Raw genomic sequence first — 16,596 nt, forward strand, 5'->3', positions numbered from 1 at the left:
GTTCGTTCGTATCCCATGAACAACAGACGAATCAGTCGTCGAACGGGCCGGCTGCGACAAAGGCGCCACCCTGGTAGATCCTGGCCGGATCATCGGCGGCCGGCATCGGCTGCGCTTCGACCTTGTCGCGGAAAATTTCGGACGTGTCCTTGGGCTGGTAGCCCAGGTGCGCGGCGTGGCTGTTGTCCCACCAGACATCGCGGTTGGCGGAGACGCCGTAGACCACGGTGTGGCCGACCTTCGGCGTGTAGAGCGAGCATTCGAGCAATTGGGTGAGGTCGTCGAAGCTCAGCCAGGTGCTCATCATCCGGCGGTTCTGCGGCTCGGGGAACGACGAGCCGATGCGGATGCTCACGGTTTCGATGCCGTAGCGATCGAAATAGAAACTGGCCATGTCTTCGCCGTAGGACTTGGACAGGCCGTAGTAGCCATCCGGACGGCGAAGGCAATGGGCGTCGAGGGCCTCGTCCTGCTTGTAGAAACCGATGACATGGTTGGAGCTGGCGAAAATCACACGCTTGACCCCGTGCTTGCGCGCCGCTTCATAAATGTGGAACACGCCACTGATGTTGGCGCCAAGGATCTCTTCGAACGGGCGCTCCACCGAGACACCGCCGAAATGCAGGATGGCGTCGACGCCTTCCACCAACTGGTGCACGGCCTGCTTATCCGACAGGTCGCAGGGCACCACTTCTTCGCTTTCGTCGATGGCCGGGGCCATGTTGGCGATGTCCGACAGGCGAATGTGGCGGGCATAAGGCTTGAGGCGTTCGCGCAAGACTTTGCCAAGGCCGCCGGCGGCGCCGGTCAGGAGCAGGCGATTGAAGGGGGGGCGAATCTGTGTCGTGGTCATGGCATTACCTGAGCAAACAATGAGAGGTACAGTTGTTATAAGTTGTCGTACGACCGAGAGGAAATATCCTTATCCTTCCGCTACCTTGTCAACGTTTGATCGACGAACCGCTCTGGATCGGCGTCCCTGCCGCAGGTTGCCATGGGATGCGCCCATGGCAATATCCCGTGTTACAGCAGCGAGATCGGGTAGTTGAAGATGATTCGGTTTTCGTCGAATTCGTTGGTGCTGAAGTCACGACGAAGCGACGAGTTACGCCATTTCACGTTGAGGCTCTTCAGCACACCGCTCTGCACGGTGTAGGCCAGTTCACTTTCGCGGCCCCACTCCTTGCCGTCGTCGACAGTGGCGGTGTGCACGTTGTCACCGCTGATGTAGCGGTTCATCAGGGTCAAGCCCGGCACGCCGACAGCGGCGAAGTTGAAGTCGTGACGCACTTGCCAGGATTTTTCCTTGGCGTTGTCGTAGCTGGAGTTGTAGCTGTCGTTCGCCAGCGTGCCGCCGCTGGTGCCGTTGACGCGCATCCAGGCATCATCGCCGCCGACTTTCTGCAGGCCGACGTAGAAGGTGTTGCCGCCGTATTTGGCCGAGAGCATGGCGAACGCGGTTTTGTTGTCCAGGTCGCCGGCCAACGCGCTGCCGTTTTCCTTACCGGTGAAGTAGCCAAGGTTGGCGCCCAGGGTCCAGTCGCCCATGGGTTGGCTGTGGGTCAGGTTGAAATATTGCTGTTGGTAGATGTCGGACAGTTCCGCGTACCAGACGCCGACCTGGGTGCGTTTTTCGTTGAAGGCGTATTCACCGCCGCCGAAGTTGAAACGGTCGGAGGTGAACGCGCCGCGGCCGTTCATCGACATGTCTTCCATGCTCGCGTCGTTGCGCGGGCTGTTGCCACGGAACTGACCGCCGTAGAGGCTCAGACCGTTGATTTCGGTGGAGGTGACCTGGCCGCCGCGGAAGGTTTGCGGCAGGGAACGACCGTCGTCAGAACGCAGGATCGGCAGCACCGGCATCCATTCGCCGACCTTCAGTTCAGTTTTCGAGACCTTGGCCTTGAGGGCCACGCCGAGGCGACCGTAATCGTCGGCCGGGCGACCGTCGTCATGAATCGGCAACAAGGAAGTGTTCGCAGTACCACGGCCGCCGTCGAGTTTGACCGAGTACATCCCCAGCACGTCCACGCCGAAGCCGACGGTGCCTTGGGTGAAACCGGACTTGGCGTCGAGAATGAAGCTCTGGGTCCATTCTTCGGCTTTGCCTTGGGCATTGTTCGGGTTGGTGAAGTTGCGGTTGATGTAGAAATTGCGCAGGTTCAACGTGGCCTTGGCGTCATCGACGAAGCCTTCGGCGCTGGCGGTCATGGGCAGAAATGCGGCAAGGCTGCTGCAACCGAGCAGGACCAGGGCGGGGCTGGAGCTCAGAAGGGTACGGCGGTTTGGACGATGGTTGGGCGAAAAACGGACACGTGTGCTCACTATGGCGCTCCCTACTTTTTGTTGTTTTTATTTGTCATACGTCGTCGTACAACATGGCGGTGATTATTTGGAAGCGGCTGCTCGTTGTCAACTGGCCATTATCGGAATTATCCAACTTGGGTGTGCTTCAAAATGAGGCAGTGCAATGACTGTCGCTGGCGCAGGCCCGGATCGCAGGCAGTGACGCCGGGGAGATCCGGGGTTTGAGAATAGCGGGGAGGGTGCTTGGTTGTGCGATGACTGGTCTAAGACATTAGTCGAATGTCCTGATCGCAAGGCTTGAGCGGGCTCTTGTGGCGAGGGAGCTTGCTCCCGCTGGGTGGCGAAGCCGCCCCAGGAATTTGTGCTGAAACAAAGAAATTTGGGCCTGCTGCGCAGTCCAGCGGGAGCAAGCTCCCTCGCCACAAGGGTTGGGTTGTCCAGCCTGTTTCCAATCCAAACAGGCCTGTGTTTATCCAGACGTAGGATTGTTCGGGATTGGGCTACGTTGTCTTGCGCCGTTACCTACAACTGCGCCAGAATCCGCCGGCTTGTGCGCCTTGGGCCAGGGTTTTATCGTTTCCGGGTCGCTGATTGAATCAGTGATCGGGTTTGGTAGCCCTGGTGTCGGTGCATAGCGTCATCTCTTGCAAGTGCGATCATGCACTTCGCTTTTTGGTGGCCATGCGCAGGGCCTCTTCGGAGGCGCCGGCTCCGATGCCCGGTCTACCAACCTTCGTATGGCCGCCACCCTAATTCGTTTGGTAGCGAAAGGGATGTTGGCTCCTTTATCAAATGCATCGGAGCTTCATCTATGTTCAAAGTAACCCCCAACCCACCGGATACAGATCCATCCAACTCAAAAGCGTTCGACGAAGCCGCCGACCGCATCCTCGACGCCTACCTCAAGCCCAAGCCCAAACCCAGCAAACCCGAAGCCGATCCCGGCCAACTGTTCACCGTCGTCAAAGGCGTCGACACCGAAACCCTGCTGGCCAACCTCAGCGAAAACCTGGCCTCGGCCAACGCCTTGGTCAATGACCTGGCCTTCGACCTGAAAGGCTCAAGGCGCCACATTGCCCTGGGCATCCAGCAACTGATCGAACTGAGCGCAATGCTGGCGAACCGCGCGCTGGATAACGTCGAAGCACGCCAGTCGACATAACGCAAAACCCGCTTTTGTGGCGAGGGAGCTTGCTCCCGCTGGGCTGCGCAGCAGCCCCAAGATGGACTGACGCGGTTTTCCAGGGATAGCGCGCCAGCCGGTTTTACGACTGCTGCGCAGCCGAGCGGGAGCAAGCTCCCTCGCCACAAAAGCTTTCCCACAAGCGGCATCGGTGTTTTCAAAGATGGGTGAATGCTAGTCTTGACCAACGCTGTTGCCAGGGAGCCCTCATGGGCAATCACAAGATCGAGATTCGTCGCAGTAACGTCGAGAAAATCCTGTTGGCCGCCGAGAAGGTCTTCGCCGAGAAAGGTTTCGGCAGCACCGCCATGGCCGACATCGCCGCCGAAGTGCAGTTGCCGCGTTCCAACCTGCATTACTACTTCAGCACCAAGAGCGAACTGTACAGCGCCGTGCTGTTCGACCTGCTGGAAGTCTGGAAACAGGACGCCTTGTGCTTCGAAATGTTCGACGATCCGCGGGTGGTGCTTAGCAGTTACATTCGCGCCAAAATGAACCACTCCCGCAGCCGGCCCTACGGCTCTAAAGTCTGGGCCAACGAAATCATCCACGGCGCCCCGACCCTGGGCGAGGCGCTGGACGCCAGCCTCTATGACTGGGCCAAGATGAAGGAAGCGAAAATCCGTCAGTGGGTGGAGGACAAACGCATCCTGCCGGTGGAGCCTTCAAGCCTGCTCTACATGATCTGGGCCTCGACCCAGCACTACGCCGACTTCGACCACCAGATCAATATTCTCAATGACCATCAAGCGCTGTCGGACATGCAGTTCGAGCGGGCGGTGCAGACGGTGACCAGTGTGATATTGCGGGGGATTGGGTTGGAGCCTTGAGGCTTTTTGCTGGGGCTGATGGCCCCTTCGCGAGCAGGCTCGCTCCCACAGTGGATTTCGGCGAACACAAACTCTGTGTTCCAAACCGGTCCCCTGTGGGAGCGAGCCTGCTCGCGAAGAGGCCAGCCCAGCCTCCTCAAACTTCAAGCCGTTACATGGTAGGGATTCCTCGGATCATGGTTCCAATCCAGAAACGGCTTGCCAGTGTCCACCGTCACCATTTCGATGCAGTCCTGCACCGGGCAGGTGATCTGGCACAGGTTGCAGCCCACGCATTCCTCATCGATCACCTCATACACATGCGTGCCGTTCGCCTGCTTGAGGCTGGCGATGGCCTGGTGCGAGGTGTCTTCGCAAGCGATGTGGCAGCGCCCGCAACCGATGCAGGCCTCCTGGTCGATCTTGGCGATGACCTGGTAGTTGATGTCCAGGTACTTCCAGTCGGTGGTGTTGCCCACCGCACGGCCGGAGAACGCCTGCAGGTTGGCGTGGCCCTGGCTGTCCATCCAACGTGACAGACCGTCCTTCATTTCTTCGACGATACGAAACCCATGCAGCATCGCCGCCGTGCAGACCTGCACCGCGCCGCTGCCCAGGGCAATGAATTCGGCGGCGTCGCGCCAGCTGCCGATGCCGCCGATGCCGCAGATCGGCAGGCCCTGGGTCTGCGGGTCGCGGGCGATTTCCGCGACCATGTTCAGGGCGATGGGCTTGACCGCCGAGCCGCAGTAACCGCCGTGGGTGCTCTGGCTGCCGACGCTGGGCAGGGCGACCATGCGGTCCAGGTCGACGCTGGTGATGGAATTGATGGTGTTGATCAACGACACCGCATCCGCACCGCCGCGATGGGCCGCGCGGGCGGCGACGCGGATGTCGGTGATGTTCGGTGTGAGCTTGACGATGACGGGTAGCGAGCAATAGGTCTTGCACCAGCGGGTCACTTGCTCGACGTACTCCGGCACCTGGCCGACCGCCGCGCCCATGCCCCGTTCCGGCATGCCGTGGGGGCAACCGAAGTTCAACTCGATGCCGTCGGCGCCGGTGGCTTCCACCAGGGGCAGGATGTTTTTCCAGGATTCTTCGACGCAGGGCACCATCAGCGACACGATCAGCGCCCGATCCGGCCAGTCCTTTTTCACCTGGGTAATTTCCCGCAGGTTGATCTCCAGGGAACGGTCGGTGATCAGCTCGATGTTGTTGATGCCCAAGACCTCGCGATTGGCCCCGTAGTGGGCCGAATAGCGCGAGGACACGTTCACCGCCGCCGGGTCCTCACCGAGGGTTTTCCAGACCACGCCACCCCAGCCGGCCTCGAAGGCGCGGACGACGTTGTAGGCCTTGTCGGTGGGTGGCGCGGAGGCCAGCCAGAACGGGTTGGGGGCTTTGATGCCGGCGAAGACAATCGACAGATCGGCCATTTACGCAGCCTCCACGTTAAGCATCAGTTGAGCGTTGATCGCCTCGGCGGCGAGTTTGCCGTGCTGCACGGCCTGCACGGTGAGGTCCTGGTCGAGGCTGGTGCAATCGCCGCCGGCGTAGACCCCGGGAACGCTGGTGCGCAGGTGTTCGTCCACCAGGATCCGTCCGTCCTGGCGCTTGAGTTCCCGGGCCAGTGGGTCCACCAGCGCGTTGTCGTCGAAGGCCTGGCCGATGGCTTTGAAGATGGCGTCGGCGGGCAGGTCGAAGGTCTCGGCGCCGATGACCAGTCGGCCGTTTTCCAGATGGGTACGGGAAAAACGCATGCCGCGCACCTGCCCGGCGTCATCGAGCAACACTTGTTGCGGTTGGGCCCAGGTCAGCAGGCGCACCTGGTTGGTCTTGGCGATGTCTTGTTCGTGCAAGGTGGCGCCCATGTCTTCAAGGCCGCGACGGTAGACCAGGTTGACGTCCCGGGCGCCGAGGCGAGCCATTTGCACGGCCATGTCGATGGCGGTGTTGCCGGCGCCGAGGACGATGCAACGGTCGGCCAGGGGCAACTGGCTGAGGTCATCGGCCTGGCGCAGTTCGCGAATGTACTCGGTGGCGGCCAGCAGCCCCGGGGCTTGTTCGTCGCTCAGGCCCAGTTGTTTGCTGGCGGCCAGGCCGAGGCCTAGGAACACCGCGTCGAATTGCTGGTGCAGGTCGCTCAGGCTCAGGTGCTCGCCGAGCTTCTGGCCGTGGCGGATTTCGATGCCACCAATCTCCAGCAGGAAGTCCAGCTCCCGTTGGGCGTAATCGTCCACCAGTTTGTACTTGGCGATCCCGTATTCGTTGAGGCCGCCGGCTTTGTCCCGGGCTTCGAAAATCACCACGTCATGGCCGTGCATCGCACTGCGGTGCGCACACGACAACCCCGCGGGCCCGGCGCCAACCACGGCGATGCGCTTGCCGGTGGCGGCGGCCCGTTGGAACGGGTGCGCGCTGAAGTGGGCGTTGTCCACTGCGTAGCGTTGCAACGAGCCGATCAATACCGGGGCGCATTCATGGGCGTTGTTGCGCACGCAGGCCTGTTGGCACAGGACCTCGGTGGGGCAAACCCGGGCGCAACTGCCGCCGAGGATATTGGCCGAGAGAATTGTCTGCGCCGCGCCTTGGACGTTGTCTTGGTGGATGTTGCGAATGAACGAAGGAATATCGATCTCGCTCGGACAGGCGTTCACACAAGGTGCGTCGTAGCAATACAGGCAGCGGGACGCCTCCAGGTGGGCCTGGCGCGCGTTGAGGGGCGGCGCCAGGTCGCTGAAGCGGGCGGCGAGGGTGGCCGGGTCTTCCTGGGAATGGGGGAGATGACTCAGGGGCTGGATCATGAAATGGGCCTCACGGTGTTTGAGGTGCTGCCTCTGGTGGGCAGTGGTTTTTTCGGTTGTCTGGGCTGACGTCTTCGCGAGCAAGCCCGCTCCCACACTGGATCTTGGGCAGCCATAGAATCTGTGTACACGACAGATCCCATGTGGGAGCGGGCTTGCTCGCGAAGGCCGAAGGCCTCGATTTCAGCGTTTCACGGCACTTGGTTTATTCAACTCCGCCCGCTTGCTCAGCAAATCGAACACCGCCGGATACGCCGGCCGTTCGATGTAGCGCCCCGCGCCGCGCTCGGCCCGCAGGTCGCCGTCGGCCCACACCAGCCGACCCTGGCTGATGGTGTGGCTGGGTACGCCGCGTACGGTCTTGCCTTCGAAGATGTTGAAGTCCACTTGCTGGTGGTGGGTCTTGGCGGAAATCGTGCGGCTGCCTTGCGGGTCCCAAAGCACCAGGTCGGCATCGGCACCGACGCGGATCGCGCCCTTGCGCGGGTAGAGGTTGAAGATCTTCGCGGTGTTGGTGGAGGTCAGGGCGACAAAGTCCTGCATCGACAATTTGCCGCTGTTGACCCCCTCGTCCCAGAGCACCGCCATGCGGTCTTCGATCCCGGCGGTGCCGTTGGGGATCTTGCTGAAGTCGTCACGCCCTGCGGCTTTCTGTTCGGCACAGAAGCAGCAATGGTCGGTGGCGGTGGTGTGCAGGTTGCCGGACTGCAGGCCATGCCAGAGTGCTTCCTGATGCCCCCGTGGGCGGAAGGGCGGGCTCATCACGTAGCCGGCGGCGGTCTGCCAGTCCGGGTGGCGATAGACGCTGTCGTCCAGCAGCAAGTGCCCGGCCAGGACTTCACCGTACACCGGTTGGCCTTTGCTGCGGGCGTAGGTGATTTCGTCCAGGGCTTCCTGGGTGGACACGTGCACCAGGTACAGCGGCGTGCCCAGGGTTTCGGCGATGCGGATGGCGCGGCTCGCGGCTTCGCCTTCCACTTGCGACGGCCGCGACAGCGGATGGGCTTCTGGCCCGGTGATGCCCTGGGCCAGCAGCTTGCGTTGCAGGTGATACACCAGTTCGCCGTTCTCGGCATGCACGGTGGGCACCGCGCCCAATTCCAGGCAACGCTCGAAGCTCGCCACCAAGGTGTCGTCGGCGGCCATGATTGCGTTCTTGTAGGCCATGAAATGCTTGAAGCTGTTCACGCCGTGGTGGCTGACCAGCTCGGCCATTTCTTCGCGGACCTGTTCGCTCCACCAGGTGATCGCTACGTGGAAACCGTAGTCGCTGGCGCTTTTTTCGGCCCAGCCGCGCCATTGATGAAAGGCTTCCATCAGTGACTGCTGGGGGTTGGGAATCACGAAGTCGATGATCGACGTGGTGCCCCCGGCGAGGCCCGCCGCCGTGCCGCTGAAGAAGTCTTCACTGGCGACCGTGCCCATGAACGGCAACTGCATATGCGTATGGGGATCGATGCCGCCGGGCATCAGGTATTGACCGCTGCCATCGAGCACTTCGACAGCGGCCGGAACATCCAGGTTTTGACCAATGGCCTGGATCACGCCGTCGGCGCAAAACACATCGGCGCGATAACTTTCATCATGGGTAATAACGGTGGCGCCACGGATCAACAGAGACATTCCGAGTTCCTCGCAGGCATGACCGACTGTTGTCGGTTCTTTATGTTTTATCCATCACGGTAGGTAAAGTCGTGCCGGCTTACATTCCTGTCACGACTGTCAGGATTAGACGCTAGCTGGAGTTATTGAAATGAGCAAGATTATTTTTTATAAGCTTATGCGTTAATTAACTTATTGAAAATTAACGATTAATTTAAAGAACCACCAAAATGGTGAGCCTGCTCACCATTTTGACGCACTTGACAGGATCGTTATTTGAGCGAGATTTGTCATGGTAAATCAGCGGCTTGAAAGCGTTGGAAGTGCGGGCCAGACACCTCGCGTTGTTGCGGGCTGCACCACTTTGAATCTCCCGCTCGACAGGGCGTGAAGGTCATCTAGCCTCAATGTCGGAAAGCCGGGACTGAAACAAAGCAATCACTTGGCTTTAAAACGTTAAACATCAAAAGGTTGAAAGGGTTATATCGATCGTCCGGTCAGCTCGGCGCGTTATTCGGCACGGTTATTGAGTGCCGTCGTGGCCTGGCGGGGTGGTGGATAGCACGCGTGCAAGTACTCCGGCCATCGCCAGTCGATGAGCAAAAATAATGAAAACAGTGGAGCGGACATGACCAGATCAACAGTGACCGAGCGCGACGGACTATTCGAGCTTGAAGCCGGCAGCGACGTCCTCGACAGCCCCCGTTATAACCACGACATCGCGCCGACCAAGGTGCACGAGCGAACCTGGAACAAATGGCACATCACGGCACTGTGGGTGGGCATGGCGATCTGCGTGCCGACCTATACCCTCGGCGGCGTGCTCACCGCCTATTTCGGTTTGACGGTGGGCGAGGCGCTGCTGGCGATCCTGTTCGCCAACATCATTGTGCTGATCCCCCTGACCCTGAACGCCTTCGCCGGGACCAAGTACGGCATTCCGTTTCCGGTGCTGTTGCGCTCGTCCTTCGGCGTGATTGGCTCCAACGTGCCGTGCCTGATCCGCGCCCTGGTGGCGTGCGGTTGGTTCGGCATCCAGACGATGTTCGGTGGGTTGGCGATCCACTTGTTTCTCGGCTCGGTGTTCGAAGGCTGGAAGAGCCTGGGCGGCACCGGCGAAGTAATCGGCTTCATGGTGTTCTGGGTCATCAACCTGTGGGTGGTGTTGCGCGGTGCCGAGTCGATCAAATGGCTGGAAACCTTGTCTGCGCCATTGCTGGTACTGGTGGGGGCGGGGCTGCTGGTATGGGCGTTGCCCAATGTCTCGTTGACTGAACTGATGGCGGTCCCGGCCAAGCGGCCTGAAGGCGCCGGGGTGACGAGTTATTTTCTTGCCGGGCTGACGGCCATGGTCGGCTTCTGGGCCACCCTGTCGTTGAACATTCCGGACTTCAGTCGATATGCCAAGAGCCAGAAAGACCAGATCGTCGGGCAGATCATCGGCCTGCCGTTGACCATGTTCCTGTTCGCCTCCCTCGGCGTGGTGATGACCGCCGCCTCGGAGAAACTGGTGGGGGTGACCGTCTCCGACCCGGTGACCTTGATCGGTCACATCCAGAGCCCGGTGTGGGTGGCGCTGGCCATGGTGCTGATCATCGTCGCCACGCTCTCGACCAACACCGCGGCCAACATCGTCTCGCCCACCAACGACTTCCAGAACCTGGCGCCGAAACTGATCGGCCGCACCAAGGCAGTGATGCTCACCGGATTGGTAGGGCTGGCGCTGATGGCCCATGAGCTGTTGAAGAAACTCGGCCTGATCGTGTCCGAGGTCAGCCTCGAGTCGGTCTATTCCAATTGGCTGCTGGGCTATTCGAGCCTGCTGGGGCCGATTGCCGGGATCATGGTGGTGGATTATTTCCTGATCAAGAAACAGCAACTGGACCTGGCCGGGTTGTACCGCGACGACATTTACCCGGCCTGGAACTGGAACGGCTTCATCGCCTTTGGCGTGCCGGTGGTATTGACGCTGTTGTCCCTGGGCAGCGATGCGTTCAGTTGGTTCTACAGCTATGGCTGGTTCACCGGCTCGGCGCTGGGTGGGGTGATTTATTACGGGTTGTGCAGCATGCAAGGGGCCAGCCCGGCGGTCGCCAAGTCACCTCTGCAATAGCAGATGAATGCGGTGCCTGTGGGAGCGGGCTTGCTCGCGAATGCGGTGCGTCAATCAACATCAATGCTGACTGATACACCGCATTCGCGAGCAAGCCCGCTCCCACACTGGACCGCGTCGAAATGAGATAACTGCCTGAAGGAGATCCCCATGAACGCAGCCCTCGACGTCCTGCAATCCACCCATCAGCACATCAACCGCGACCGCCTGTGGCAATCGCTCATGGACCTGGCCCAGCTCGGCGCCACGGTCAAGGGCGGCGTGTGCCGGCTGGCCCTGACCGACCTTGACCGCCAAGCCCGCGACCTGTTCGTGCAATGGACCCAGGCGGCGGGCTGCACCGTCAGCATCGATGCGGTGGGCAATATCTTCGCCCGCCGCCCGGGGCGCAATCCGAACCTGCCACCGGTGATGACCGGCAGCCACATCGACACCCAACCCACCGGCGGCAAGTTCGACGGCTGCTTTGGCGTGCTATCCGGGCTGGAAGTGCTGCGCACCCTCAATGACCTGAACATTGAAACCGAAGCACCGCTGGAGGTGGTGGTCTGGACCAACGAAGAAGGCTCGCGCTTCGCCCCGTGCATGATGGGCTCCGGGGTGTTCGCCGAGAAATTCACCCTCGAAGAAACCCTCGCCAAGACCGACGCCGAAGGCATCAGTGTGGGCCAGGCGCTCAACGCCATCGGCTATGCCGGCCCGCGCAAGGTCAGCGGGCATCCGGTGGGGGCGTACTTCGAGGCGCACATCGAGCAGGGGCCGATCCTCGAGGATGAGGGCACGACCATCGGCGTGGTGATGGGTGCCCTGGGGCAGAAGTGGTTCGACCTGACCTTGCGTGGCGTCGAAGCCCACGCCGGCCCGACCCCGATGCACCTGCGCAAGGACGCCCTGGTGGGCGCCTCGATCATCGTCGGTGCCGTCAACCGCGCAGCCCTCGGTCATCAACCCCATGCTTGCGGCACGGTCGGTTGCCTGCAAGCCTATCCGGGGTCGCGTAACGTCATTCCCGGCGAGGTGCGCATGACCCTGGATTTCCGTCACCTGGAACCGGCGCGCCTGGATTCGATGATCGCCGAGGTCAAGCAGGTGATCGAAGACACCTGCCGGCAACACGGCCTGACCTTCGATTTGAAACCCACCGCCGACTTCCCGCCGCTGTATTTCGACCAGGGCTGCGTCGACGCCGTCCGCGGCGCTGCCCAAGGGCTGGGCCTGTCCCACCTGGACATCGTCAGCGGTGCCGGCCATGACGCGATCTTCCTCGCCGAACTGGGCCCGGCCGGAATGATCTTCGTGCCCTGCGAAGGTGGCATCAGCCACAACGAAATCGAAAACGCCGCCCCGGACGACCTCGCCGCCGGTTGCGCGGTGCTGCTGCGAGCGATGCTGGCTGCCTCCCAGGCGATTGCCGAAGGACGCATGGCGGCGTGAGGGGGCCGATGCACTATTGCAAAGCCATGTGGTCGTAACTTTCAGCGCATCCATGCTTGAAACCTACTGACCACATGGAGACCCAATGAATCAGCAAGTCCCGACCACCGATACCAACCGTCGTCAATTGCTGCAGATCATTGCCGGGCTGTCCGACGGGGTGATGTTGATCGAGGTCGACCAGACCATTGCCTGGGCCAACGCCGCAGCGTTGGCCATGCACGGCGTCGAGGACCTCAATGAGCTGGGCACCACGGCCCGGCAATACGCCCGGCGTTTTCAATTGCGTTACCGCAACAACCATCCGTTGACCGAAGACAACTACCCCATCGCCCGGGTGGCCCGTGGCGATGAGTTCAGCGATGTGCTGGTGGAGGTTACGCCCAAGGCCGACCCGGATCGCACCTGGGTGCATCGGATTCGCAGCATGATCCTGGCCGACCGTAATGGTGAGCCGGAACTGCTCGTGCTGATCCTCAGCGACGCCACCGAATGGGCCAGCGCCGAGCAGCGTTTCGAAAAGACCTTCGGGGCCAACCCGGCACCGGCGGTGATCTGTCGTCTCAGCGACCTGCGCTACATCAAGGTCAACCCGGGATTCCTGGAGATGACCGGCTATAGCCGCGACCAGGTGATCGGGCGTTCGGTGTACGAACTGGATGTGCTCGAAGCCGCCGAGAAACGTGACCTGGCCATCGAGCGCCTGGGGCAGGGCGCGACCATTCCGCAAATGCAGGCTGAGTTGAAATTGCCCGATGGCACCAGCAAGCAGGTGATCGTCGCCGGCCAGCCCCTGGACCTGCATGACGAAGACTGCATGCTGTTTTCCTTCATGGACATGGAGCCGCGCCGCAAAGCGGAAACGGCGTTGCGCCAGAGCGAGGAGCGCTTTGCCAAGTCGTTCCGCCTGTCGCCCGTGCCCACGTTGGTGTGCAGCGCCGAACAACAGCTGCTGGAGATCAACGAAGCGTTTCTCCAGACCACTGGCTACGCCAGCGAAGAGCTGTTGGGTAAAGCCGTGGAGGAAATCGGTTTCCTCGACAAGGCCGCCAGCGTCGCGCTGTTTGCTCGGCTGGAAAAGGCGGCCGCTGTCTCGAGCATCGACGTCAAGGTGAACAAGAAAGGCGGCGAACTGATCGACTGTGAGGTCGCTGCCGACACGGTGCTTATCCAGGACAAACCCTGCTACCTGCTGGTGCTGATGAACATCACCGAACGCAAGCGCTCGGAACTGGAACTGGTGGCGGCGATCGAGGAGGTGATGAAGGACGCGTCCTGGTTCAGCCGGACCCTGATTGAAAAACTGGCCAACGTGAAGAGCATCAATGCCCAGGTGCCCAGCGCATCCTTCACCGAGCTGACGGCCCGTGAGCGTGATGTGCTGGGGCTCATCTGTGAAGGGTTGGCCGACAAGGAAATCGCCGCGCGCCTGAAGCTTGCGCCTAATACGGTGCGCAATCATGTGGCTACACTGTATTCGAAACTGGATGTCCATAGCCGCAGCGAGGCGATTGTCTGGGCGCGGGAGCGCGGTTTGTTCGCCAATGAATGGCGAATGAAGGCACCATGATAGCCAGTGCAAATGCACCGGATGCGCTGGTGCAAATTCAGGTTTTGCAAGGGGGGGCGGTTCCTTAGGCTGTGAGTGTGCGACATCCTCCGTGATGCCGCGTCCCCCACGAAACACTCAAGGAATACGCCTCAATGTGCTATGAACGAACCCGATATGTGAGCGACAGGATGTCTATGCGGACCAGGAGGTCGGAGCTGTCTACCGTTCATTTGCGCCCCCGGGGCTGAGGGTGCATCGCATGACTCATCTGGCCCCGTTGCGTGCCCGCCTCGAAGAAAGCTTTACGCCGCTGGCCTGCGAATGCAGCCTCAACGGTGACGGCACCCTGACCGTGCGCCTGTATCACCGTGAAAGCGGCGAGGTGGACCTGGTGGTGAGCGGCATGAGTGTCGACAGCGTCCGTTCGGAAGAAAGCATTGCCAAGTTGATCGACGAGCTGCGCTATGAGCTGCAAAACACCCCGCTGCATCGCGGTGAGCCTTGATAACTAAGATCTGGCACACCACACTTTGTGGCGAGGGAGCTTGCTCCCGCTGGGTCGCGCAGCGGCCCCAATATCTGTCGGATGCACACGCCAGCCAAATCCTATCCATCGGTTTAGCGGCTGCTTCGCAGCCGAGCGGGAGCAAGCTCCCTCGCCACAGGTGTTGCTCCAGCCCTATGTCTACAACAACGTCGCCCGGCAATCGAGCACCAACCGCGCGCCGCCGTGTTCGCTGCTACCCACTTCCAACATGAACCCATGCAGATTGACGATCGCCGCGACGATCGATAGGCCCAGGCCAAATCCGCCGTGCTGGCTGCTGCCCTCGGCGCGGTAGAAGCGGCGAAACACGGCCTTGCGCTCGGCCTCGGGGATGCCGGGGCCGGAGTCGAGCACTTCGATGCGCGTGCTGTCGCCCTGATCGACCCCGCGCAGGATCACGGTGCCCCCCGGCGGAGTGAACTTGATGGAGTTGCTCAACAGGTTCGACACGGCCTCGAACAGCAAGGCCCGGTCGCCATTGAGCAGGGGCAGGGCGTCGGGCACCTCCAGGATAAAGGTCAGTTCGCCTTCCTCGGCCAGCGGCAGATAAAAATCATGCAGTTCTTGCAGTAGCTGCAACGGATCGAGGCGCACGAAGCCCGAGCGCCGCTGCTGGTCCTCCAGTTCGGAAATCCTCAACAAACCGCGAAACCGCGCCATCAGGGTGTCGGTCTCGGCGAGCACCTGGTCCATCTGCAAAGCCTCGGCGGAGCCGTCCGGCGCTTGCTGCTGGATGCGATAAAGTTGGGCGCGCAGGCGCGTCAACGGGGTGCGCAGGTCATGGGCGATGTTGTCGCATACACCCTTGACCTCGTTCATCAAGCGTTCGATGCGTTCGAGCATGGCATTGACGATCGCCGCCAGCATGTCCAGCTCATCGCGCCGGCTCGACAACGGCAGGCGATGGGTCAGGTCACCGGCGACGATGGCTTCGGCGCTGGCCTGCAACTGGCGAATCCGTCGTAGCGGTCGGCGGCGCAACAGGTGCCAACCCGCGATGCCCGGCAGGATCGTCAGCGATACCCCCCAGAACAGCGCGTGCAAGATGATCCGCGTCACGGCGAACAGCGAGCCGTTGTCCCGGGCCAGGACCAGCCAGCGACCGTCTTGGGTCCGGGTCGCCACCGCGTCGCAGCTGTCGGAAGGCACGCCCGGTTGATCGGAATCGACGCAGCCACCGAGCATGTGGATCTTGCCGTCCAGCGGCAGGTCGGCGGGCACCCGCTGGATCGGTCCGCTCAAATGGCGCAATTGCGGATCGAACAGCCCGTAGGCGTCGACCCCACGCTCGTCCAGCGTCAGGCTGGCCATGAGCGCGTCTTCCAGTTGGTCGCCGTGGATCCGCGCGAACAGGTGTTGGCGCTGCATCAGGGAGTGCTTGGCCAGGCTGTCGAGGTAGCCAAACACTTCGTAATACATGACCCCCATCAGGATCGCGCTCCAAATCACGAACAGCGAACTGTACAGCGCCAGCAGACGGCTGCTGGAGGAGCGCCAGCCCTTAGCGGGGTTCAGCAATGACATAGCCGGAACCCCGTACCGTGCGAATCAGCGGTTCCAGGCCCGGCGGGTCGATTTTCTTGCGCAGGCGGCCGATGTGGACGTCGATCAGGTTGGTGCCGGGGTCGAAGTGATAACCCCAGACTTCCTCGAAGATCATCATGCGCGAGAGAATCTGGCCGCTGTTGCGCATCAGGAATTCCAGCAGCTTGTATTCGGTGGGCAGCAGGCTGAGCAGTTGTCCGTTGCGGCTGGCTTCGCGGCTGATCAGGTTCAGCTCCAGGTCAGCCACCCGCAGCGCGGTTTCCGGCTCGCGGGTGCCATTGTTGCGCCGCAGCAGCACTTCGACCCTGGCGGCCATTTCGTCGGTGGCGAACGGCTTGGTCAGGTAATCGTCGCCGCCGGCCCGCAGGCCACGCACGCGTTCGTCCACATCGGAGAGGGCGCTGATCATCAGGATCGGCGTGGCCACGCCCATGGTGCGCAGGGTGGTGACAATCACCAGGCCATCGAGTTCGGGCAGCATGCGGTCGAGGGTGATGAGGTCGTAGTCGCCGCTGACTGCCCGTTCCAGGCCTTCGCGACCGTTGTCGACCCAATCGACATCCAGGCCGTTGCGGGTCAGCTCGGCAACGATTTCACGAGCGGTCACGGCGTCGTCTTCGATGGTCAGGATGCGGTTCATGGGCGGTACCCTGTAGAGAAATTGGAGCGATTGCGCAGCATTCTGCCAAAGAATACC

General features: G+C 61.4%; 13 protein-coding genes. 6 read left to right on the top strand and 7 right to left on the bottom strand.

What is annotated here, in order from left to right:
- Positions 1–31: 31 nt before the first annotated feature.
- Entirely contained in the window at positions 32–853 is an 822-nt protein-coding gene (locus J3P88_RS11715) for an NAD-dependent epimerase/dehydratase family protein (RefSeq protein ID WP_431081362.1), read from the bottom strand.
- A 170-nt stretch (positions 854–1,023) separates the two neighbouring features.
- Positions 1,024–2,211 carry an OprD family porin gene (locus tag J3P88_RS11720; protein ID WP_411387493.1) on the bottom strand — a complete coding sequence of 396 codons (1,188 nt, stop codon included), beginning with the start codon at positions 2,209–2,211 and terminating at the stop codon, positions 1,024–1,026.
- A 907-nt stretch (positions 2,212–3,118) separates the two neighbouring features.
- Between J3P88_RS11720 and J3P88_RS11725 the strand changes: the two genes are divergently transcribed.
- Both J3P88_RS11725 and J3P88_RS11730 read left to right on the top strand, forming a co-directional pair.
- Positions 3,119–3,469 (top strand): DUF6124 family protein, encoded by a 351-nt coding sequence (locus J3P88_RS11725; RefSeq protein WP_434575341.1) that lies wholly within the window; start codon positions 3,119–3,121, stop codon positions 3,467–3,469.
- 230 nt (positions 3,470–3,699) lie between these two features.
- On the top strand, positions 3,700–4,320 hold the full coding sequence (locus J3P88_RS11730; RefSeq protein ID WP_186706163.1) for a TetR/AcrR family transcriptional regulator: 621 nt from the start codon (positions 3,700–3,702) through the stop codon (positions 4,318–4,320).
- A gap of 143 nt (positions 4,321–4,463) precedes the next feature.
- Here J3P88_RS11730 and preA read toward each other — a convergent pair whose 3' ends face one another.
- From preA to hydA, 3 genes are all read right to left on the bottom strand, one after another.
- Positions 4,464–5,738: an NAD-dependent dihydropyrimidine dehydrogenase subunit PreA gene (gene preA, locus J3P88_RS11735; protein WP_434575343.1), complete on the bottom strand. Its 1,275-nt coding sequence runs from the start codon at positions 5,736–5,738 to the stop codon at positions 4,464–4,466.
- Positions 5,739–7,106 carry an NAD(P)-dependent oxidoreductase gene (locus tag J3P88_RS11740; RefSeq protein WP_434575345.1) on the bottom strand — a complete coding sequence of 456 codons (1,368 nt, stop codon included), beginning with the start codon at positions 7,104–7,106 and terminating at the stop codon, positions 5,739–5,741.
- 183 nt (positions 7,107–7,289) lie between these two features.
- Positions 7,290–8,729 carry a dihydropyrimidinase gene (gene hydA / locus J3P88_RS11745; protein WP_434575346.1) on the bottom strand — a complete coding sequence of 480 codons (1,440 nt, stop codon included), beginning with the start codon at positions 8,727–8,729 and terminating at the stop codon, positions 7,290–7,292.
- A 607-nt stretch (positions 8,730–9,336) separates the two neighbouring features.
- Between hydA and J3P88_RS11750 the strand changes: the two genes are divergently transcribed.
- The 4 genes from J3P88_RS11750 (at position 9,337) to J3P88_RS11765 (ending at position 14,312) form a co-directional block, all read left to right on the top strand.
- On the top strand, positions 9,337–10,821 hold the full coding sequence (locus J3P88_RS11750) for an NCS1 family nucleobase:cation symporter-1 (RefSeq protein ID WP_186706167.1): 1,485 nt from the start codon (positions 9,337–9,339) through the stop codon (positions 10,819–10,821).
- Between the two features lie 150 nt (positions 10,822–10,971).
- Positions 10,972–12,255 carry a Zn-dependent hydrolase gene (locus J3P88_RS11755; RefSeq protein WP_434575348.1) on the top strand — a complete coding sequence of 428 codons (1,284 nt, stop codon included), beginning with the start codon at positions 10,972–10,974 and terminating at the stop codon, positions 12,253–12,255.
- An 85-nt stretch (positions 12,256–12,340) separates the two neighbouring features.
- A complete protein-coding gene (locus J3P88_RS11760) occupies positions 12,341–13,825 on the top strand; it encodes a helix-turn-helix transcriptional regulator (RefSeq protein WP_434575349.1) in 1,485 nt (494 codons plus the stop codon).
- Positions 13,826–14,066: 241 nt separating this feature from the next.
- Positions 14,067–14,312, top strand: coding sequence for a DUF1652 domain-containing protein (locus tag J3P88_RS11765; RefSeq protein WP_434575351.1), 246 nt, complete (start codon positions 14,067–14,069; stop codon positions 14,310–14,312).
- A 180-nt stretch (positions 14,313–14,492) separates the two neighbouring features.
- Here the strand turns inward: J3P88_RS11765 and J3P88_RS11770 are convergent, their stop codons facing one another.
- Both J3P88_RS11770 and J3P88_RS11775 read right to left on the bottom strand, forming a co-directional pair.
- Positions 14,493–15,878, bottom strand: coding sequence for a sensor histidine kinase (locus J3P88_RS11770; RefSeq protein ID WP_434575353.1), 1,386 nt, complete (start codon positions 15,876–15,878; stop codon positions 14,493–14,495).
- Complete coding sequence (locus J3P88_RS11775; protein WP_053122824.1) at positions 15,856–16,539, bottom strand: response regulator transcription factor; 684 nt, start codon at positions 16,537–16,539, stop codon at positions 15,856–15,858. The genes J3P88_RS11770 and J3P88_RS11775 overlap by 23 nt, the downstream gene beginning before the upstream one ends.
- Between the last annotated feature and the right edge of the window lie 57 nt (positions 16,540–16,596).

Origin of the sequence: Pseudomonas sp. Z3-6, assembly GCF_051131985.1 — a bacterium.
GTDB lineage: Bacteria > Pseudomonadota > Gammaproteobacteria > Pseudomonadales > Pseudomonadaceae > Aquipseudomonas > Aquipseudomonas zanjanensis.